Below are 20,491 nucleotides of genomic sequence, written 5' to 3'. Positions count from 1 at the left end.
AAATGAACGATATTTTAATCATTGACGGTTACAACATTATCGGAGCTTGGGGAGAATTGAAGAAACTACGGGATGTAGATTTGCAATCATCAAGAGATGCACTGATTGATAAGATGGCGGATTACCAAGGATACACAGGTACAAAGGTAATGATAGTCTTTGATGCTTATACAGTCCAAGGTATTGAAAAAAAGATGAAACAATCGCGTGTGGAAGTCATATTCACGAGGAAGAATCAAACTGCAGATGAAAAGATAGAGCAGCTTGCGATTGAGCTTAGAAATATAAATACGCAAATATATGTTGCGACTTCTGATTATACGGAACAATGGGTTATATTTGCGCAAGGTGCTCTTCGGAAATCTGCACGTGAATTGGAGTTGGAAGTACAAGCGATGGAGCAACAAGTAAGAAGGCGTACACAAGACACAAAAGAAAAGCAACCCGCCATGCGAAAGATATTTAGTAAAGATATTACAGAAAAATTAGAAAAATTAAGAAGAGGAGAGCGTTGAAGCATTGACGCTCTTTATCTTTTTACTGTATAATATTGCTAAATAAATAGCGGTCGGAGGGATCAAGGTGGAAGCAGGCTTCGTAAGTGTAGGCGACGTTACATTTCGTGATTTAGAGGATGAGGCAATCGTTGAGTTAGTTCGAAAAGGTAATACTGACGCTCTAGAATATTTGATTCACAAATATAAGAACTTTGTTCGCGCGAAATCAAGATCTTATTTCTTAGTGGGTGCCGATCGAGAAGATATTGTTCAAGAAGGTATGATTGGATTGTTTAAAGCGATTCGTGATTATAAAGAGGACAAGCTGTCTTCATTCAAAGCATTTGCTGAACTGTGTATCACTCGGCAAATTATTACCGCTATTAAAACAGCAACAAGGCAAAAACATATTCCGTTAAATTCATATGTGTCTTTAGATAAGCCGATTTATGATGAGGAATCTGATCGGACATTATTAGATGTTATTTCGGAAGCGAAGGTAACGGATCCTGAAGAAATGATTATAAGTCAGGAAGAATATACAGACATAGAATCTAAAATATCTGAATTATTAAGCGATTTAGAAAGAAAAGTGCTTTCTTTATATCTAGATGGTCGTTCTTATCAAGAGATTTCGGAACAGTTAAATAGACATGTGAAATCTATTGATAACGCTTTACAGAGGGTGAAGCGGAAATTGGAACGATATATGGAAATGAGAGAGAGTACCACTTTAAATTCATAACAAATGCTACAGGTGTAAAAAATCACCTGTTTTCTTTTTGTAGAGAGTGCAAAAGGCATGTCATTGACATTGTCTTTTGTTGTATGATACATTTTTAGGGACATAATGTTACAAGGTTGGTGTAACTAATGAGAAAAAAAGTTGTACTCTCATGTGAAGAGTGTAAAAATCGAAACTACTCTACGATGAAAGATACGAGCTCAGTAGAGCGACTTGAAATAAAGAAGTTTTGTAAAACATGCAATCAGCATACAGTTCACAAGGAAACAAAATAAATAATTGAAATAATAAACTGGAGGTCCCGTAGATGCGTTTAACGAACTTTTTCGGCGATGTAGGTCGCGAAATGAAAAAAGTAAGTTGGCCTAAAAAAGATGAATTACTCCGTTCAACAGCGACTGTTATCGCTACAGTTGTCTTCTTTGCGATTTTCTTCGCAGTGGTTGATATGGGCATTTCTTCTTTAATTCGGTTAATTCTTGGTTAATTCTTGAATAAGAAGCACTTATCCATGATATAATGTTATTTATAAGAACTGTGTAAAAGCCCGGTGAACGGGTTTTTTCATTTGCGCAAAAAAATGTACGTCAGGGAGGGAAGGACGCTCGTCCTAAATGAATGGAAAAAAGTTGGTATGTTGTCCATACTTATTCTGGATATGAAAATAAAGTAAAAGCAAACCTAGAGAAACGTGTAGAATCAATGGGTATGCAAGATAAAATTTTCCGTGTTGTTGTCCCGGAAGAAGTAGAAGTAGAAATGAAAAACGGTAAAGAAAAATTAATGAAAAGAAAAGTGTTCCCAGGTTATGTATTAGTAGAGTTAATCATGACTGATGACTCTTGGTATGTTGTACGTAACACGCCAGGTGTAACTGGGTTCGTTGGTTCTTCTGGTTCTGGATCTAAACCATCACCTTTATTAGAAGAAGAAGTGGTTACCATTATGAAGCATATGGGAATGGACAACGAAGTGGTTGATTTCGACTTTGAACTTCATGAGACAGTGCGTGTAAATGAGGGGCCATTCGCAGATTATACAGGTGCTATTGAAGAAATTGATGTGGAGAAGAAAAAGGTTAGCGTGCTTGTGGACATGTTTGGTCGCGAGACTCCAGTTGAGCTTGACTTCCATCAAATTGAAAAATTATAAAATGAAACTTGAAATGAATTGTAAAAAGTGATAATATCTTTTAAGTCAGTACGTCTTCGTTATCGGAGACGTTTTTTGAAAGATTTTATCCTTACAGATAAAATATGACGTGGGAGGGCAAATCACTGTCCAATTGACCACATCACGGACTTAAGGAGGTGTGTCTCGTGGCTAAAAAGGTAATTAAAATGGTAAAGCTTCAAATTCCTGCAGGTAAAGCTAACCCAGCTCCACCAGTTGGTCCAGCATTAGGACAAGCAGGTGTTAACATCATGGGCTTCTGTAAAGAGTTTAACGCTCGTACAGCTGATCAAGCTGGTCTTATCATCCCTGTTGAAATTACGGTATTTGAGGACCGTTCATTCACTTTCATTACTAAAACTCCTCCTGCTGCTGTTCTTCTTAAGAAAGTAGCTGGTATTGAGTCTGGTTCTGGTGAACCAAACCGTAATAAAGTGGCAACTGTTAAGCGTGATAAAGTACGCGAAATCGCTGAAACTAAAATGCCTGACCTAAACGCTGCTAGTGTAGAAGCTGCAATGCGTATGGTTGAAGGTACTGCACGCAGTATGGGCATCGTTATCGAAGACTAATTCGATTTGTTTTTAAAAAAGGTTGCGGGTCTGGAATTCCAATTCGCAACCTTTATTATCGTAAATGATTATCGTTTTTAAATAAATGGATGGCGCGCATCCTCAGGTTATACCTGAAAATAAGCGTAAACGTGGGAGGTTATTCCGCTAAAACCACATTCGAGGAGGAAATAAAAATGGCTAAAAGAGGTAAAAAGTACGTAGAAGCTGCAAAGCTTGTTGATCGTGCAACTGCTTACTCTGCAACAGAAGCAGTAGAATTAGTAAAGAAAACAAACACAGCTAAATTTGATGCGACTGTAGAAGTTGCATTCCGTTTAGGTGTTGACCCTAAGAAAGCTGACCAACAAATCCGTGGTGCAGTTGTTCTTCCACACGGTACTGGTAAAGTACAACGTGTATTAGTATTCGCTAAAGGTGAAAAGGCTAAAGAAGCTGAAGCTGCTGGAGCTGACTTCGTAGGCGATGCTGATTACATCGGTAAAATCCAACAAGGTTGGTTCGATTTCGATGTAGTAGTAGCAACTCCTGACATGATGGGTGAAGTTGGTAAACTTGGTCGCGTATTAGGACCTAAAGGTTTAATGCCAAACCCTAAAACTGGAACAGTTACTTTCGATGTAACTAAAGCTGTTAACGAAATCAAAGCTGGTAAAGTTGAATACCGCGTTGATAAAGCTGGTAACATCCACGTTCCAATCGGTAAAGTATCTTTCGAAGATGCTAAATTAGTAGAAAACTTCGGAACAATTGCTGACACTTTACAAAAAGTTAAGCCAGCTGCTGCAAAAGGTACTTACATGAAGAACGTAACAGTTGCTTCTACAATGGGACCTGGCGTACGTGTAGACGTTTCTACATTAGCGTAAAATTTGGAAGTTGACTTCATAAAGAAGTTTTTATATAATCATTTATGTTGTGAATTTAATTAGTGTACCGTAGACAGTAGGTGTCAATAGACTTAATTTCCTACCTAGGTGTTAATATACGAAACGGAAATTTTTTCTGTGACTATATGCCTCCATGTCTACAAGTTGGGCATGGAGGTTTTTAGTGCACTTTCGGTACATCTTCTATATAATCTACAGGAGGTGTAATAACATGAGCAAAGTAATCGAAACTAAACAACAAGTTGTAACTGAAATCGCGGACAAACTTCGCGAAAGTAAATCTACAATCGTTGTTGACTACCGTGGTTTAACAGTTTCTGAAGTAACAGAATTACGTAAAAACTTACGTGAAGCTGGCGTTGAGTTCAAAGTTTACAAAAACTCTTTAACTCGTCGTGCTGCAGAGTCTGCTGAAATGGCTGAGTTAAACGAATTCTTAACAGGACCAAACGCAATCGCGTTCAGTAACGAGGATGTAGTTGCTCCTGCGAAAGTATTAAATGACTTCGCTACAAAACATGAAGCTTTAGAAATTAAAGCTGGTGTAATCGAAGGTAAACTTGTAACACTTGATGAGGTTAAAGCTATCGCTACTCTTCCATCACGTGAAGGCTTACTTTCTATGCTTCTTAGCGTTCTTCAAGCTCCAATCCGTAACCTTGCACTTGCTACTAAAGCAGTTGCAGAACAAAAGGAAGAGCAAGGCGCTTAATTTTTTAAAAGATAATTACTTGTTATCTATAAAACAATACAAACCTATTTAAGGGAGGATATTTACAATGACTAAAGAACAAATCATTGAAGCAGTTAAATCTATGACTGTATTAGAACTTAACGACTTAGTAAAAGCTATCGAGGAAGAATTCGGCGTAACTGCTGCTGCTCCTGTAGCTGTAGCTGGTGGCGCTGGTGAAGCTGCTGCTGAGAAAACTGAATTTGACGTAGTACTTGCAAGTGCTGGCGCTCAAAAAATCAAAGTTATCAAAGCTGTACGTGAAATCACTGGTCTTGGCTTAAAAGAAGCTAAAGAATTAGTTGACAACACTCCAAAAGCAATCAAAGAAGGCGTTTCTAAAGAGGAAGCTGAAGAAATGAAAGCTAAACTTGAAGAAGTTGGCGCTGCTGTAGAAGTTAAGTAATTAACTTTTGATGCTTTAAAAAAAGCTCGCTCTCATGCGAGCTTTTTTTTTAACTGTAAAGAAAAGAGGTGGCCATATGGCAGACCATTATTTTTCTAACGACCCTTCTAGTAAAAGTGATCGTAAGCGATGGGAATTTACACTTCGTGGATCTCGATTAACTTTCTTATCTGACCGTGGGGTGTTCTCGAAAAACGAAGTGGACTTTGGTTCTCGTCTTTTAATTGAAGCGTTTCAAGTGCCAGATATTAAAGGTGATATATTAGACGTAGGTTGTGGATATGGACCAATTGGTTTATCGTTGGCGAAAGAGTTTCAAGACCGTAAAGTTCACATGGTGGATGTGAATGAAAGGGCGCTTGAGCTTGCGAAAGAAAATGCCGCTAACAATAGAATTGGAAATGTACACATTTTTCAAAGTAACGTCTATGAAAATGTAGATGGTATGTATGCTGCTATTCTATCTAATCCTCCAATTCGTGCAGGTAAAGATATCGTGCATGAGATTTTAGAAAAGGCTGTAGAGTATTTAGTTCCAGGTGGAGAGTTGTGGATTGTTATTCAAAAGAAGCAAGGTGCACCATCTGCGCTGAAGAAACTAGAGGAAGTATTTTCTGAAGTCGAAGTTGTAGAAAAGAAAAAAGGATATTATATCATAAAATCAAAAAAACGTTGACGGTTATTTTTGGCTATGTTAACATTATACAATGCCAATATATGATTTTCTGCGTTGAGAAAGATGTATATTTTTGTTTCTCTTGGAAAAGATAGTAAAATCAGCAGATTATGAAACAGAATGATGGTTTTCTTATAGAAGCCATTTTTCTTTTTTGAGCAGGTAGAAAGACTCAACGTATTTATCTTTAAGAGAAAAAAACTACGCTAATAGCAGTAGTTGTATTTATTTGTGATTTTGCACAAATTTTTTTGTGCATTTATAATACTCATGATTTGAGGGGTGAAGCAGTTGACAGGTCAACTAGTTCAATACGGACGCCACCGCCAACGAAGAAGTTATGCCCGTATTAGTGAAGTATTAGAGTTACCAAATCTTATCGAAATTCAAACCTCTTCTTATCAGTGGTTTCTTGATGAGGGTTTGCGAGAAATGTTCCAAGACATTTCTCCGATCGAAGACTTTACGGGAAATCTATCGCTTGAATTTATCGACTACAGCTTAGGTGAACCTAAATACTCTGTAGACGAATGCAAAGAGCGTGATGTGACGTATGCAGCACCACTTCGTGTAAAAGTGCGTCTAATCAACAAGGAAACTGGTGAAGTAAAAGAACAAGATGTGTTCATGGGAGATTTCCCACTCATGACAGAGACTGGAACATTCGTAATTAACGGTGCAGAACGTGTTATCGTTTCCCAGTTAGTTCGCTCTCCAAGCGTATACTATAGTGGCAAAGTGGATAAAAACGGAAAACGTGGTTTTACTGCTACTGTAATTCCAAACCGCGGAGCTTGGTTAGAGTATGAGACAGATGCTAAGGATGTTGTATATGTGCGTATTGACCGTACGCGTAAACTTCCTGTAACTGTTTTGTTACGCGCATTAGGGTTTGGCTCTGATCAAGAAATCACCGAGCTTTTAGGTGATAACGAATACTTAAGCAACACATTAGAAAAAGACAACACAGATAGCACAGAAAAAGCATTGCTTGAAATTTATGAGCGTCTACGTCCTGGTGAACCACCAACAGTAGAAAATGCTAAGAGCTTACTTGTGTCTCGTTTCTTCGATCCAAAGCGCTACGATTTAGCAAATGTAGGTCGCTATAAGATCAACAAGAAGTTACACATTAAAAACAGATTGTTTAATCAACGTTTAGCTGAAACATTAGTGGATCCAGAAACTGGTGAAATTTTAGCGGCGGAAGGAACAATCTTAGATCGTCGTACACTTGATCGCATTTTACCTTACTTAGAGAAAAACATTGGATTCAAAACAGCGAAACCAATGGGTGGAGTGGTAGAAGGCGATGTTGAGCTGCAATCTATTAAGATTTATGCTCCTGAGTCAGAAGGCGAACGCGTAATTAATGTAATTGGTAATGCAAATATTACTCGTGATGTAAAACACATCACACCGGGTGATATCCTTGCTTCTATCAGTTACTTCTTCAACCTACTATACAAAGTGGGGGATACAGATGATATCGACCATTTAGGAAACCGTCGTCTGCGTTCTGTTGGAGAACTATTACAAAATCAATTCCGTATCGGTCTTTCTCGTATGGAACGTGTTGTTCGTGAGAGAATGTCGATTCAAGATACAAATGCAATTACACCACAAGCGTTAATTAACATTCGCCCGGTTATTGCATCTATTAAAGAGTTCTTCGGAAGTTCTCAGTTATCTCAGTTCATGGATCAAACAAACCCATTAGCAGAGTTAACTCACAAACGAAGACTATCTGCATTAGGACCCGGTGGTTTAACGCGTGAGCGCGCAGGCTTTGAAGTACGTGACGTTCACTACTCTCACTATGGTCGTATGTGTCCGATTGAAACACCAGAGGGACCAAACATCGGTTTGATTAACTCATTATCATCGTTCGCGAAAGTAAATGAGTTTGGTTTCATTGAAACACCATACCGTCGTGTTGATCCAGAATCTGGTCTTGTAACAGGGCAGGTTGATTACTTAACAGCAGATGAAGAAGATAATTATGTTGTAGCCCAAGCGAATATGAAATTATCTGAAGAAGGAGAATTCCTTAGCGAAGATATCGTAGCTCGTTTCCGTGGTGAAAACATTGTCACAAATAAAGAACGCATCGACTACATGGATGTATCTCCAAAACAAGTAGTGTCAGCAGCGACAGCTTGTATTCCGTTCTTAGAAAACGATGACTCTAACCGCGCACTTATGGGAGCGAACATGCAACGTCAGGCGGTTCCGTTAATGAATCCGGAATCTCCGATTGTAGGTACAGGTATGGAGTACGTATCAGCAAAAGACTCAGGTGCTGCAGTAATCTGTAAACACCCTGGTGTTGTTGAACGCGTAGAAGCACGTGAAGTTTGGGTACGTCGCTATGTAGAAGTTGACGGTCAAACAGTAAAAGGCGACTTAGATCGCTACAAAATGCAAAAATTCATTCGTTCTAACCAAGGAACTTGCTACAACCAACGTCCAATCGTAAGTGTTGGAAATGAAGTTGTAAAAGGTGAGATTCTTGCGGATGGTCCTTCTATGGAATTAGGTGAACTAGCACTTGGACGTAACGTGCTTGTTGGCTTCATGACTTGGGACGGTTATAACTACGAGGATGCGATCATTATGAGTGAGCGCCTTGTAAAAGATGATGTGTACACTTCTATTCATATTGAAGAATATGAGTCAGAAGCTCGTGATACGAAGCTTGGACCAGAAGAGATTACACGTGACATTCCAAACGTTGGGGAAGATGCATTACGCAACCTTGACGAGCGCGGTATCATTCGCGTTGGTGCGGAAGTAAAAGATGGAGATTTACTTGTTGGTAAAGTAACACCTAAAGGTGTAACAGAATTAACAGCTGAAGAACGTCTATTACATGCTATCTTTGGAGAAAAAGCACGTGAAGTACGTGATACATCACTACGTGTACCACACGGTGGTGGCGGTATTATCTTAGACGTAAAAGTATTCAACCGTGAAGATGGCGATGAATTGCCACCAGGCGTGAATCAACTTGTACGTGCATATATCGTTCAAAAACGTAAAATCTCTGAAGGTGATAAGATGGCCGGACGTCACGGTAACAAAGGTGTTATCTCTCGTATTTTACCAGAAGAAGATATGCCTTACTTACCAGACGGTACGCCAATCGATATCATGTTAAACCCATTAGGGGTACCATCTCGTATGAATATCGGTCAGGTATTAGAGCTTCATCTTGGTATGGCAGCAAGATACCTTGGTATTCACATTGCAACACCAGTATTCGATGGTGCTCGTGAGGAAGATGTTTGGGGCACGATTGAAGAAGCTGGTATGGCAAATGACGCGAAAACAATCCTGTATGACGGACGTACTGGTGAACCATTCGATAACCGCGTATCTGTTGGTGTCATGTATATGATCAAACTTGCGCACATGGTTGACGATAAACTTCATGCTCGTTCTACTGGACCATACTCACTTGTAACGCAGCAGCCTCTTGGAGGTAAAGCTCAGTTCGGTGGACAGCGTTTCGGTGAGATGGAGGTTTGGGCACTTGAAGCTTACGGTGCTGCTTATACTCTTCAAGAAATCTTAACAGTGAAGTCTGATGATGTTGTTGGACGTGTTAAGACGTATGAAGCAATTGTTAAAGGCGAAAATGTTCCAGAACCAGGCGTTCCTGAATCATTCAAAGTATTGATTAAAGAGCTGCAAAGTTTAGGTATGGACGTTAAAATGATGTCTAGCGACGATAAAGAAATCGAAATGCGTGATACAGAAGATGACGATGATCATCAATCAGCAGATAAATTGAATGTCGAAGTTGAGACAACTAAAGAATAATTGGGATAACCTGTAGACTAAAAGGGAGGTAGGCCCCTTGATAGATGTAAATAACTTTGAATATATGAAGATTGGACTTGCTTCACCTGACAAGATTCGTTCTTGGTCATACGGTGAAGTTAAGAAACCAGAAACAATTAACTATCGTACGTTAAAGCCTGAAAAAGATGGCTTGTTCTGTGAGCGTATTTTCGGACCACAAAAGGACTGGGAATGTCATTGCGGAAAATACAAACGTGTACGTTATAAAGGTGTAGTTTGTGATCGATGTGGCGTTGAAGTAACGCGTGCAAAAGTTCGTCGTGAACGTATGGGTCATATCGAATTAGCTGCTCCTGTATCTCATATTTGGTATTTCAAAGGTATCCCGAGCCGCATGGGACTTGTCTTAGACATGTCCCCTCGCGCGCTTGAAGAAGTAATTTATTTCGCTTCTTATGTTGTAACAGAAAGTGGAGATACACCACTTGATAAGAAGCAATTACTTTCTGAAAAAGAATACCGTGCATATCGTGATCGATATGGTAGCACATTCCAAGCTGCTATGGGTGCGGAAGCGATTAAAAAGCTACTACAAGACATCGATTTAGATAAAGAAGTAGACTTCTTAAAAGAAGAATTAAAAACAGCGCAAGGACAACGCCGTACTCGTGCTATTAAACGTCTAGAAGTATTAGAAGCATTCCGTAACTCTGGAAATCACCCATCTTGGATGATCCTAGATGTTCTTCCAGTTATCCCGCCAGAACTACGCCCAATGGTACAGTTGGATGGTGGACGTTTTGCTACTTCTGACTTAAACGACTTATACCGTCGTGTAATTAACCGTAATAATCGTTTAAAACGTCTATTGGACTTAGGTGCACCAAGCATCATCGTTCAAAACGAAAAACGTATGTTACAAGAAGCTGTAGACGCATTAATCGATAATGGTCGCCGTGGCCGTCCAGTTACTGGACCAGGTAACCGTCCATTAAAATCACTATCTCACATGCTTAAAGGTAAACAAGGACGTTTCCGTCAAAACTTATTAGGTAAACGTGTTGACTACTCTGGCCGTTCTGTAATCGTTGTAGGACCGAACTTAAAGATGTACCAATGTGGATTACCGAAAGAAATGGCGCTTGAATTGTTTAAGCCTTTCGTTATGAAAGAGTTAGTTGGAAAAGGTTTAGCACACAACATTAAGAGTGCTAAACGTAAAATCGAGCGTGTACAACCTGAAGTTTGGGACGTTTTAGAATCTGTGATCAAAGAGCATCCAGTACTTCTAAACCGCGCACCAACACTTCACCGTCTTGGTATCCAGGCGTTTGAACCTACATTAGTAGAAGGTCGCGCAATTCGTCTTCACCCACTTGTATGTACTGCATACAACGCGGACTTTGACGGTGACCAAATGGCAGTTCACGTACCGTTATCATCAGAGGCACAAGCAGAAGCTCGTATTCTTATGTTAGCGGCACAAAACATCTTGAATCCAAAAGACGGAAAACCAGTTGTTACTCCATCTCAGGATATGGTATTAGGTAACTACTACTTAACACTTGAGCGTGAAGGCGCAATCGGTGAAGGTATGGTCTTCAAAGATGCAAACGAAGCAATACTTGCATACCAAAATGGATATGTACATCTGCACACACGTGTTGCAGTTGCTGCAAGTTCAGTAAATAATGTAACATTTACTGAAGAGCAAAAAGGTAAGCTTCTATTAACAACAGTTGGTAAATTAATATTTAACGAAATTTTACCAGAGTCGTTCCCTTATATTAATGAACCGACAAACTCAAACCTTGAAAAAGAAACACCAGCGGAGTATTTCGTTGAAAAAGGTGCGAACATTAAAGAAATTATTGCTAGTCGCGAAGAAGTGGCGCCATTTAGCAAGAAGATCCTTGGTAACATCATTGCGGAAGTATTCAAACGTTTCCAAATTACGGAAACATCTCGCATGCTTGACCGCATGAAAAACTTAGGATTTAAGTACTCTACAAAAGCTGGTATTACAGTTGGGGTATCTGACATTCTTGTATTAGGCGAAAAAGATGAAATTCTCCATGAAGCACAAGCAAAAGTAGATAATGTAATTAAACAATTCCGTCGCGGTTTAATCACGGAAGAAGAACGTTACGATCGCGTTATCTCTATTTGGAGTAATGCAAAAGATGTTATCCAAGGAAAACTGATGAAATCCTTGAATAAACGCAACCCAATCTTCATGATGAGTGATTCCGGTGCCCGTGGTAATGCATCAAACTTTACTCAGCTTGCTGGTATGCGTGGTCTGATGGCCAATCCATCTGGTCGTATTATCGAACTTCCAATTAAATCAAGTTTCCGTGAAGGTTTAACAGTACTTGAGTACTTCATCTCTACGCATGGTGCGCGTAAAGGTCTTGCCGATACAGCACTTAAAACTGCCGATTCTGGTTACTTAACACGTCGTCTTGTAGACGTTGCACAAGATGTAATTGTCCGTGAAGATGATTGTGGAACAGATCGTGGTCTATTAATTGGTGCGATTAAAGAGGGTAATGAAGTAATTGAGTCATTATATGATCGTCTTGTTGGACGTTTTGCAAGAAAAACTGTAAAACATCCTGAAACAGGTGAAGTATTAGTTAGTGAAAACCAACTAATTACTGAAGATATCGCTCATATCGTTGAAAATTCGGGTGTTGAAACTGTAAACATTCGTTCAGCGTTCACGTGTAACACTCGCCACGGTGTATGTAAGAAGTGTTACGGTCGTAACTTAGCAACTGGTACAGACGTAGAAGTAGGAGAAGCGGTAGGTATTATCGCAGCTCAATCTATTGGTGAGCCAGGTACACAGTTAACGATGCGTACGTTCCATACAGGTGGGGTTGCCGGAGATGATATCACTCAAGGTTTACCTCGTATCCAAGAGATCTTCGAAGCTCGTAACCCGAAAGGTCAGGCAGTTATCAGTGAAATCGATGGTGTTATCGCAGCGATCAACGATGTTAAAGATCGCCAAGAAGTAGTTGTACAGGGTGAAGTTGAAGCTCGTACGTATGCTATTCCTTACGGTGCGCGTCTGAAAGTAACTTTAGGACAGCCGATTAGCCACGGTAAAGAGTTAACAGAAGGTTCTATTGATCCGAAAGAATTACTAAAAGTAACGGACATTACGGCGGTTCAAGAATACTTACTACGTGAAGTTCAAAAAGTATACCGTATGCAAGGGGTAGAAATTGGTGACAAACACGTAGAAGTAATGGTACGTCAAATGTTACGTAAAGTTCGTGTAAGTGACGCGGGTGAAACAGATGTATTACCAGGAACACTACTAGATATCCATCAGTTTACTGATGCGAATGCGAAGGTGTTACTGAAAGGTAAACAACCAGCAACGGCTAGACCTGTTCTGCTTGGTATTACAAAAGCTTCACTTGAAACTGATTCATTCTTATCTGCAGCATCGTTCCAAGAAACGACACGTGTCTTAACTGATGCAGCGATTAAGGGTAAACGCGATGAGCTTCTAGGATTGAAAGAAAATGTTATTATCGGTAAACTTGTTCCTGCTGGAACGGGTATGAATCGTTATCGCAAAGTGGATCTTGTAAAAACAACACAAGGTGACATGAATGTAGAAAACGATGAAGTTTATGTGGAACAGTAAAATTTTCCGTCGTAAATTTTGTATAAAAACAGTTAATCCTAGTTGACATTGTATGAGTCAAAATGTTACTATAATCAAGGTTGCTCCTGAACGATGCTTTGGAGGATATTTATATGTCTTATCAAAAAGTGTCAAATGCTGAAAATGTAGTCGTTGGTCATAAACGTACATTGGAGGCAATCAAAAATGGTATAGTTAAAGAAGTTGTTATTGCGGAAGATGCTGATATGCGGTTAACCCATATGATCATTCGTACTGCCTTGCAACATAACATACCCATAACCAAAGTTGAATCAGTTCGTAAGCTTGGAAAAGTTTCGGGGATTCAAGTGGGAGCTTCAGCAATAGGAATAATAAGTTAAAACTGTTTTTGTGAGGAGAGAGCATTTGCTCTTCCTTGCAAAAACTTTGTTTTCAACTAATAATGAACCACCTGGATATGTGGTCATACAAACATGCGAAGGGAGGATAATCAAATGCCTACTATTAACCAATTAGTGAGAAATGGTCGTACTGATAAAGTATGGAAATCTAAATCACCTGCGTTAAACAAAGGGTTCAACTCTTTAAAGAAAAAATCAACTGATATCTCTGCACCTCAAAAACGTGGTGTATGTACTCGTGTTGGTACAATGACTCCAAAGAAACCTAACTCAGCGTTACGTAAATACGCTCGTGTACGTTTAACAAACGGTATCGAGGTTACAGCTTACATCCCAGGTATCGGTCATAACCTACAAGAGCATAGCGTAGTATTAATTCGCGGTGGTCGAGTAAAGGATTTACCAGGGGTACGTTACCACATCGTTCGTGGTGCGCTTGATACAGCTGGTGTTGACAAACGTATGCAAGGACGTTCTAAATATGGTACTAAGCGACCAAAACCTGCTAAAAAATAATAAACTTATAATGAAAGGAGGAACTCAATATGCCTCGTAAAGGACCTGTTGCGAAACGTGACGTGTTACCAGATCCAATGTACAAGTCTAAGCTAGTAACACGCCTTATCAACAAAATGATGGTTGACGGTAAAAAAGGTAAATCTCAAACAATTCTTTATAACGCTTTCGATATCGTTCGTGAACGTTCAGATAAAGACCCTATGGAAGTATTCGAGCAAGCTCTTAAGAACATCATGCCTGTTCTTGAAGTACGTGCTCGTCGTGTTGGTGGTGCTAACTACCAAGTTCCAGTTGAGGTTCGTCCAGAACGCCGTACAACTTTAGGTCTTCGCTGGTTAGTAAACTATGCTCGTCTTCGTGGTGAAAAAACTATGGAAGAGCGTCTAGCTTACGAAATCTTAGATGCAGCTAACAACGCTGGTGCATCTGTTAAGAAACGTGAAGACACTCATAAAATGGCAGAAGCTAACAAAGCATTTGCTCATTACCGTTGGTAGGATTCAACGTAAAATAAATGTAAGCATAAACCGCTTTATTTGTCGCTTATGGAAGTGTGGAGAGGGAGAATGCCTCTCCCTTTCGTTGGGCGCTCGTTTTACATAATGAGGGTACTGGACATACTGACATGTGTAACAATATAAAGTGGCTTTTTTGCTACTTAAAATAAAAAAATCCAATCCATATATGGAAGGAGCAAGACACCAAATGACAAGAGAGTTCTCTTTAGAAAACACTCGTAATATTGGTATCATGGCTCACATCGATGCTGGTAAAACAACAGCAACTGAGCGTATTCTGTATTATACAGGACGTATTCATAAAATCGGTGAAACTCATGAAGGTGCATCTCAGATGGACTGGATGGAGCAAGAGCAAGAGCGTGGTATCACAATTACTTCTGCTGCAACTACAGCTCAATGGAAAGGTCACCGTGTAAACATCATTGACACTCCAGGACACGTAGACTTCACAGTAGAAGTAGAACGTTCTTTACGCGTACTTGATGGTGCGGTAGCAGTACTTGATGCACAATCTGGTGTAGAACCACAAACAGAAACTGTTTGGCGTCAGGCTACTACTTACGGTGTACCTCGTATCGTATTCGTTAACAAAATGGATAAGATTGGTGCAGATTTCTTATACTCTGTAGGAACAATCCACGATCGTTTACAAGCAAACGCACACCCAATTCAGTTACCAATCGGTGCTGAAGATGAGTTCAATGGTATCATTGACCTTGTTGAAGAATGTGCTTACATGTACGGTAACGATTTAGGAACAGACATCGAGCGTGTTGAAATTCCTGAAGAGCACAAAGAATTAGCTGCAGAATACCGTGGAAAACTTATTGAAGCGGTAGCTGAGCTTGATGAAGAAATGATGATGAAGTACCTAGAAGGTGAAGAAATCACTGTAGAAGAGCTTAAAGCTGGTATCCGTAAGGCTACAACTTCTGTAGAATTCTTCCCAGTAATCTGTGGTTCTGCATTCAAAAATAAAGGTGTTCAAATTCTGTTAGACGCAGTTATCGACTACCTACCATCTCCATTAGACGTACCAGCTATTAAAGGTACTCTTCCGGATACAGATGAAGAAATCGAACGTAAGTCTAGCGATGAAGAACCATTCGCAGCTTTAGCATTCAAAATCATGACTGACCCTTATGTTGGTAAGTTAACGTTCTTCCGTGTGTATTCTGGTGTGTTAAACTCTGGATCATACGTGAAAAACTCAACTAAAGGTAAGCGTGAGCGTGTAGGTCGTATCCTACAAATGCACGCTAACAGCCGTGAAGAGATTTCAACAGTTTACGCTGGTGATATCGCTGCTGCTGTAGGTTTAAAAGATACTACTACTGGTGATACTCTTTGTGATGAGAAGAGTCTTGTTATCCTTGAGTCTATGGAATTCCCAGAGCCAGTTATCTCTGTAGCTATCGAACCAAAATCTAAAGCTGACCAAGATAAAATGGGTACAGCATTATCTAAGCTTTCTGAAGAAGATCCAACATTCCGTGCTCACACTGACCAAGAAACTGGCCAAACAATCATCGCTGGTATGGGTGAACTTCACCTTGATATCATCGTTGACCGTATGCGTCGTGAATTCAAAGTGGAAGCAAACGTTGGTGCTCCTCAGGTAGCATACCGTGAGACTTTCCGCGCTGCTGCGAAAGTTGAAGGTAAGTTCGCTCGTCAATCTGGTGGTCGTGGACAATTCGGTCACGTTTGGATTGAGTTTGAACCTAATGAAGAAGGTAAAGGTTTTGAATTCCAAAACAAAATCGTCGGTGGTGTAGTTCCACGTGAATACATCCCAGCTGTTGGAGCGGGTCTTGAAGACTCACTTAAAAATGGTGTACTAGCTGGTTATCCACTAGTTGACATCAAAGCTGCGTTAGTTGACGGATCTTACCATGATGTCGATTCATCTGAGATGGCGTTCAAAATCGCTGCATCTATGGCACTTAAAGCTGCGGTTTCTAAATGTAGCCCAGTAATTCTTGAGCCAATGATGAAAGTTGAAGTTGTAATTCCTGAAGAGTACATGGGTGACATTATGGGCGACGTAACATCTCGTCGTGGACGTGTAGAAGGTATGGAAGCTCGCGGTAACGCACAAGTTGTTCGCGCTATGGTTCCACTTTCTGAAATGTTCGGTTATGCAACGGCATTACGTTCTAACACTCAAGGACGCGGAACATTCTCAATGACATTTGATCATTATGAAGAAGTACCGAAGTCTGTTTCTGAAGAAATTATTAAAAAAAATAAAGGTGAATAATTGATTTTTATCGATTGTTCAAGTATAACTACTTATGTAAGCTTAGAAAGTGGGACGTAAGTTTCACTTTCTAGTCTAAATATAAAATAACCTATATAAACTAAGGAGGAATTTAGAATGGCTAAAGCTAAATTCGAACGTTCTAAACCCCATGTTAACATCGGTACAATCGGCCACGTTGACCATGGTAAAACTACATTAACTGCTGCGATCACTACAGTTCTTGCAAAAGCTGGTGGTGCTGAAGCACGCGGATACGATCAAATCGACGCTGCTCCAGAAGAAAGAGAGCGCGGAATCACAATCTCAACTGCACACGTTGAGTACGAAACTGAAACTCGTCACTATGCACACGTTGACTGCCCAGGTCACGCTGACTATGTTAAAAACATGATCACTGGTGCTGCTCAAATGGACGGCGGTATCTTAGTAGTATCTGCTGCTGATGGCCCAATGCCTCAAACACGTGAGCACATCCTTCTTTCTCGTCAAGTAGGTGTTCCTTACATCGTTGTATTCTTAAACAAATGCGACATGGTAGACGACGAAGAATTATTAGAATTAGTAGAAATGGAAGTTCGCGACCTATTATCTGAATACGGATTCCCAGGCGACGACATTCCTGTAATCAAAGGTTCTGCTCTTAAAGCTCTTCAAGGAGAAGCTGATTGGGAAGCAAAAATCATTGAATTAATGACTGAAGTTGATGCTTACATCCCAACTCCAGAACGTGAAACTGACAAACCATTCTTAATGCCTATCGAGGATGTATTCTCTATCACAGGTCGTGGTACAGTTGCAACTGGTCGTGTAGAGCGCGGAATCGTTAAAGTTGGTGACGTAGTAGAAATCATCGGTCTTGCTGAAGAAAATGCTTCTACAACTGTAACTGGTGTAGAGATGTTCCGTAAACTTCTTGACCAAGCTCAAGCTGGAGACAACATCGGTGCTTTACTTCGTGGGGTTGCTCGTGAAGACATCCAACGTGGACAAGTTCTTGCTAAAACTGGCTCTGTAAAAGCTCACGCTAAATTCAAAGCTGAAGTTTTCGTATTATCTAAAGAAGAAGGTGGACGTCACACTCCATTCTTCGCTAACTACCGTCCTCAGTTCTACTTCCGTACAACTGACGTAACTGGTATCATCCAATTACCAGAAGGTACTGAAATGGTAATGCCTGGTGACAACATCGAAATGACTATTGAACTTATCGCTCCAATCGCTATCGAAGAGGGAACTAAATTCTCTATTCGTGAAGGTGGACGTACAGTAGGTTACGGTGTAGTTGCTACTATCGTTGAGTAATCTTAACTGATATAAAAAAACCCAAGGGATTTTCCCTTGGGTTTTTTGTTTGTATTTATATGATGAATGAAATAATTTTTTTATATTTTGACGAGTTTCTTCTATAATAATACAAAATCAATAAAACTAAAATCCAGAAACTGTAAAAAGAATTCTGTGGGATGAAAACTTGAAATTCTTTAAAGTGCCATGTATAATAGCAAAAGTAGAGAAAAGCAGATGCAATCAAAAAGATGCTTGCATCTAGACGAATAACATTGTATAATAGACAATGTTGGTCTTTGACTGCGATGAAGTGGAAGGTTGCTGACACACCCGGCCGCTTTGCCATGGCATGGTGTGGGGAAATTTCCATGGAGAAGGTCTATTTTAGAAATAGGCGAACGAAGGAGGGAAAATAATGGCAAAAGAAAAAATTCGTATCCGTTTAAAAGCTTATGATCACCGTATTCTTGATCAATCAGCTGAGAAAATTGTAGAAACAGCTAAGCGTTCTGGGGCAACAGTTTCTGGTCCGATCCCATTACCAACTGAGAAGACTATTTACACAATTCTTCGTGCTGTTCATAAGTACAAAGATTCTCGTGAGCAATTCGAAATGCGCACACACAAACGTTTAATCGATATCGTGAGTCCTACTCCACAAACAGTAGATTCATTAATGCGTTTAGACTTACCGTCTGGTGTAGATATCGAAATCAAACTATAATTCATATAACTTAAAAATGTAGGAGGTGTAACTCATGACCAAAGGAATCTTAGGAAGAAAGATCGGTATGACTCAAGTATTTGCTGAGAACGGTGAGTTAATCCCAGTAACAGTTATCGCTGCTAATCCAAACGTTGTTCTTCAAAAGAAAACAACTGAAACTGATGGCTACAATGCAATCCAGTTAGGATTTGAAGATAAACGTGAAAAGTTAACTAACAAACCTGAACAAGGCCACACTGCTAAAGCATCTACAACTCCTAAGCGCTTCATTCGCGAAATCCGCGATGCAGACGTGGACGGATTAGAGGTTGGTCAAGAGGTAAAAGTTGAAGTTTTCGCTGCAGGTGAAATCGTTGACGTAACAGGAATTTCTAAAGGTAAAGGTTTCCAAGGTGTTATCAAACGCCACGGACAATCTCGCGGACCTATGTCTCATGGTTCTCGCTATCACCGTCGTCCAGGTTCAATGGGCCCAGTTGCTCCGAACCGTGTATTCAAAGGCAAAAAACTTGCTGGACGTATGGGTGGAGACCAAGTTACTATCCAAAACTTAGAAATCGTTCAAGTTGACGCTGAGCGCAACTTATTACTAGTAAAAGGTAACGTTCCAGGTGCTAAGAAATCTCTTGTAGTTGTTCAAGGCGCTGTGAAGGTTAGCAAATAATTCACAATAGGAAGGAGGAATTCCAATGCCAAAAGTTACTGTATATAACCAAACTGGTTCACAGGTTGGTGAAATCGAATTAGCTGAAGCTATTTTCGGTATCGAACCAAATGAAGCTGTACTTTTCGAAGCTGTAATGATGCAACGTGCATCTTTACGTCAAGGTACACACAAAGTAAAAACTCGTTCTGAAGTTCGTGGTGGTGGTCGTAAACCATGGCGTCAAAAAGGAACTGGACGTGCTCGTCAAGGGTCTATCCGCTCTCCTCAATGGCGTGGTGGTGGTACGGTATTCGGACCTACACCAAGAAGCTATGCGTACAAACTTCCTAAGAAGGTTCGTCGTTTAGCAATCAAATCTGCATTAGCTACTAAAGTAGTTGAGAACAACATTGTAGTTCTTGAAGACCTAGTGTTAAATGCACCAAAAACAAAAGACATGCTAGCAGTACTTAAAGGATTAACTGTTGAGAAGAAAGCTCTTATCGTAACTGCTGATGCAAACGAATCTGTAGAGTTATCTGCTCGCAATATCCCTGGAGTAACAGTAATCACTGCTGATGGCGTAAACGTTTTAGACGTGCTTCATCATGATAAGCTAATCATGACAAAAGCGGCAGTGGAAAAAGTAGAGGAGGTGCTTGCATAATGAGAGATCCTCGTGATATCATTAAGCGCCCAGTTATCACTGAACGTTCTATGGAAATGATGGCTGAAAAAAAATACACGTTCGATGTGGACGTTAAATCTAATAAAACAGAAGTTAAAGATGCTCTTGAAGCGATCTTTGGTGTTAAAGTAGAAAAAGTGAACATCATGAACTACAAGCCGAAAGCAAAACGCGTTGGTCGTCACGCTGGTTTTACTAGCCGTCGTCGTAAAGCAATCGTTAAGCTAACTGCTGACAGCAAAGAAATCGAAATCTTCCAAGGTGTTTAATTCTTACTAAAGAAGGAGG

General features: G+C 40.0%; 21 protein-coding genes and 1 other annotated feature. All 21 genes read left to right on the top strand.

Going from position 1 to position 20,491, the window contains the following annotated elements:
- The first annotated feature begins 2 nt into the window (after positions 1-2).
- The 21 genes from JDS82_RS25760 to rplW all read left to right on the top strand — a co-directional run bounded on the left by JDS82_RS25760 (position 3) and on the right by rplW (position 20,472).
- Positions 3-515 carry an NYN domain-containing protein gene (locus JDS82_RS25760; RefSeq protein WP_199714148.1) on the top strand — a complete coding sequence of 171 codons (513 nt, stop codon included), beginning with the start codon at positions 3-5 and terminating at the stop codon, positions 513-515.
- Between the two features lie 67 nt (positions 516-582).
- The gene (locus JDS82_RS25755; protein ID WP_000387198.1) at positions 583-1,242 is read left to right on the top strand and encodes an RNA polymerase factor sigma-70; all 660 of its coding nucleotides are present in this window, start codon (positions 583-585) and stop codon (positions 1,240-1,242) included.
- Positions 1,243-1,370: 128 nt separating this feature from the next.
- Positions 1,371-1,517 (top strand): 50S ribosomal protein L33, encoded by a 147-nt coding sequence (gene rpmG / locus JDS82_RS25750; protein WP_002070160.1) that lies wholly within the window; start codon positions 1,371-1,373, stop codon positions 1,515-1,517.
- 32 nt (positions 1,518-1,549) lie between these two features.
- Complete coding sequence (gene secE / locus JDS82_RS25745) at positions 1,550-1,729, top strand: preprotein translocase subunit SecE (protein ID WP_001241321.1); 180 nt, start codon at positions 1,550-1,552, stop codon at positions 1,727-1,729.
- 131 nt (positions 1,730-1,860) lie between these two features.
- Positions 1,861-2,394: a transcription termination/antitermination protein NusG gene (gene nusG, locus JDS82_RS25740; RefSeq protein WP_000415794.1), complete on the top strand. Its 534-nt coding sequence runs from the start codon at positions 1,861-1,863 to the stop codon at positions 2,392-2,394.
- 167 nt (positions 2,395-2,561) lie between these two features.
- Complete coding sequence (gene rplK, locus JDS82_RS25735) at positions 2,562-2,987, top strand: 50S ribosomal protein L11 (protein WP_001085872.1); 426 nt, start codon at positions 2,562-2,564, stop codon at positions 2,985-2,987.
- Positions 2,988-3,163: 176 nt separating this feature from the next.
- Positions 3,164-3,856, top strand: a complete 693-nt coding sequence (gene rplA, locus JDS82_RS25730) for a 50S ribosomal protein L1 (protein WP_002096939.1) — start codon at positions 3,164-3,166, stop codon at positions 3,854-3,856.
- A 49-nt stretch (positions 3,857-3,905) separates the two neighbouring features.
- Positions 3,906-4,049, top strand: a sequence feature (ribosomal protein L10 leader region).
- A 39-nt stretch (positions 4,050-4,088) separates the two neighbouring features.
- Complete coding sequence (rplJ, locus tag JDS82_RS25725; protein WP_000048721.1) at positions 4,089-4,589, top strand: 50S ribosomal protein L10; 501 nt, start codon at positions 4,089-4,091, stop codon at positions 4,587-4,589.
- A gap of 67 nt (positions 4,590-4,656) precedes the next feature.
- A complete protein-coding gene (gene rplL, locus JDS82_RS25720; protein WP_000159737.1) occupies positions 4,657-5,016 on the top strand; it encodes a 50S ribosomal protein L7/L12 in 360 nt (119 codons plus the stop codon).
- A 76-nt stretch (positions 5,017-5,092) separates the two neighbouring features.
- Positions 5,093-5,692 carry a class I SAM-dependent methyltransferase gene (locus JDS82_RS25715; protein ID WP_199714147.1) on the top strand — a complete coding sequence of 200 codons (600 nt, stop codon included), beginning with the start codon at positions 5,093-5,095 and terminating at the stop codon, positions 5,690-5,692.
- Positions 5,693-5,983: 291 nt separating this feature from the next.
- A complete protein-coding gene (gene rpoB, locus JDS82_RS25710; RefSeq protein ID WP_000147550.1) occupies positions 5,984-9,517 on the top strand; it encodes a DNA-directed RNA polymerase subunit beta in 3,534 nt (1,177 codons plus the stop codon).
- A gap of 37 nt (positions 9,518-9,554) precedes the next feature.
- On the top strand, positions 9,555-13,166 hold the full coding sequence (gene rpoC, locus JDS82_RS25705) for a DNA-directed RNA polymerase subunit beta' (protein WP_000567948.1): 3,612 nt from the start codon (positions 9,555-9,557) through the stop codon (positions 13,164-13,166).
- A gap of 113 nt (positions 13,167-13,279) precedes the next feature.
- Complete coding sequence (locus tag JDS82_RS25700) at positions 13,280-13,528, top strand: 50S ribosomal protein L7ae-like protein (RefSeq protein WP_000121828.1); 249 nt, start codon at positions 13,280-13,282, stop codon at positions 13,526-13,528.
- A gap of 114 nt (positions 13,529-13,642) precedes the next feature.
- Positions 13,643-14,065 carry a 30S ribosomal protein S12 gene (gene rpsL / locus JDS82_RS25695; protein WP_001142341.1) on the top strand — a complete coding sequence of 141 codons (423 nt, stop codon included), beginning with the start codon at positions 13,643-13,645 and terminating at the stop codon, positions 14,063-14,065.
- A gap of 29 nt (positions 14,066-14,094) precedes the next feature.
- Positions 14,095-14,565, top strand: coding sequence for a 30S ribosomal protein S7 (gene rpsG, locus JDS82_RS25690; protein ID WP_001137489.1), 471 nt, complete (start codon positions 14,095-14,097; stop codon positions 14,563-14,565).
- Positions 14,566-14,773: 208 nt separating this feature from the next.
- The gene (gene fusA, locus JDS82_RS25685) at positions 14,774-16,852 is read left to right on the top strand and encodes an elongation factor G (RefSeq protein ID WP_000196381.1); all 2,079 of its coding nucleotides are present in this window, start codon (positions 14,774-14,776) and stop codon (positions 16,850-16,852) included.
- 117 nt (positions 16,853-16,969) lie between these two features.
- Positions 16,970-18,157 (top strand): elongation factor Tu, encoded by a 1,188-nt coding sequence (gene tuf / locus JDS82_RS25680; protein ID WP_001029617.1) that lies wholly within the window; start codon positions 16,970-16,972, stop codon positions 18,155-18,157.
- Between the two features lie 400 nt (positions 18,158-18,557).
- Entirely contained in the window at positions 18,558-18,866 is a 309-nt protein-coding gene (gene rpsJ / locus JDS82_RS25675) for a 30S ribosomal protein S10 (protein WP_001040595.1), read from the top strand.
- A 34-nt stretch (positions 18,867-18,900) separates the two neighbouring features.
- A complete protein-coding gene (rplC, locus tag JDS82_RS25670; protein WP_061672637.1) occupies positions 18,901-19,533 on the top strand; it encodes a 50S ribosomal protein L3 in 633 nt (210 codons plus the stop codon).
- Positions 19,534-19,558: 25 nt separating this feature from the next.
- Positions 19,559-20,182, top strand: a complete 624-nt coding sequence (rplD, locus tag JDS82_RS25665) for a 50S ribosomal protein L4 (RefSeq protein ID WP_001127258.1) — start codon at positions 19,559-19,561, stop codon at positions 20,180-20,182.
- Positions 20,182-20,472 (top strand): 50S ribosomal protein L23, encoded by a 291-nt coding sequence (gene rplW, locus JDS82_RS25660; RefSeq protein ID WP_001205558.1) that lies wholly within the window; start codon positions 20,182-20,184, stop codon positions 20,470-20,472. Before rplD ends, rplW begins: the two co-directional genes overlap by 1 nt.
- Positions 20,473-20,491 lie beyond the last annotated feature (19 nt).

The sequence above is a fragment of the Bacillus cereus group sp. N14 genome (genome assembly GCF_016483555.1).
Lineage (GTDB): Bacteria > Bacillota > Bacilli > Bacillales > Bacillaceae_G > Bacillus_A > Bacillus_A wiedmannii.
This window is presented reverse-complemented; position numbering and strand designations above follow the sequence as displayed.

Coding starts and splice junctions, on each gene's coding strand:
- rpmG (WP_002070160.1), top strand. CDS start 1,371: ATGAGAAAAAAAGTTGTACTCTCATGTGAAGAGTGTAAAAATCGAAAC.
- rplA (WP_002096939.1), top strand. CDS start 3,164: ATGGCTAAAAGAGGTAAAAAGTACGTAGAAGCTGCAAAGCTTGTTGAT.
- JDS82_RS25760 (WP_199714148.1), top strand. CDS start 3: ATGAACGATATTTTAATCATTGACGGTTACAACATTATCGGAGCTTGG.
- JDS82_RS25715 (WP_199714147.1), top strand. CDS start 5,093: ATGGCAGACCATTATTTTTCTAACGACCCTTCTAGTAAAAGTGATCGT.
- rplL (WP_000159737.1), top strand. CDS start 4,657: ATGACTAAAGAACAAATCATTGAAGCAGTTAAATCTATGACTGTATTA.
- rpsG (WP_001137489.1), top strand. CDS start 14,095: ATGCCTCGTAAAGGACCTGTTGCGAAACGTGACGTGTTACCAGATCCA.
- secE (WP_001241321.1), top strand. CDS start 1,550: ATGCGTTTAACGAACTTTTTCGGCGATGTAGGTCGCGAAATGAAAAAA.
- JDS82_RS25700 (WP_000121828.1), top strand. CDS start 13,280: ATGTCTTATCAAAAAGTGTCAAATGCTGAAAATGTAGTCGTTGGTCAT.
- rplW (WP_001205558.1), top strand. CDS start 20,182: ATGAGAGATCCTCGTGATATCATTAAGCGCCCAGTTATCACTGAACGT.
- fusA (WP_000196381.1), top strand. CDS start 14,774: ATGACAAGAGAGTTCTCTTTAGAAAACACTCGTAATATTGGTATCATG.
- rplD (WP_001127258.1), top strand. CDS start 19,559: ATGCCAAAAGTTACTGTATATAACCAAACTGGTTCACAGGTTGGTGAA.
- rpsL (WP_001142341.1), top strand. CDS start 13,643: ATGCCTACTATTAACCAATTAGTGAGAAATGGTCGTACTGATAAAGTA.
- rplC (WP_061672637.1), top strand. CDS start 18,901: ATGACCAAAGGAATCTTAGGAAGAAAGATCGGTATGACTCAAGTATTT.
- rpsJ (WP_001040595.1), top strand. CDS start 18,558: ATGGCAAAAGAAAAAATTCGTATCCGTTTAAAAGCTTATGATCACCGT.
- nusG (WP_000415794.1), top strand. CDS start 1,861: ATGGAAAAAAGTTGGTATGTTGTCCATACTTATTCTGGATATGAAAAT.
- rplJ (WP_000048721.1), top strand. CDS start 4,089: ATGAGCAAAGTAATCGAAACTAAACAACAAGTTGTAACTGAAATCGCG.
- tuf (WP_001029617.1), top strand. CDS start 16,970: ATGGCTAAAGCTAAATTCGAACGTTCTAAACCCCATGTTAACATCGGT.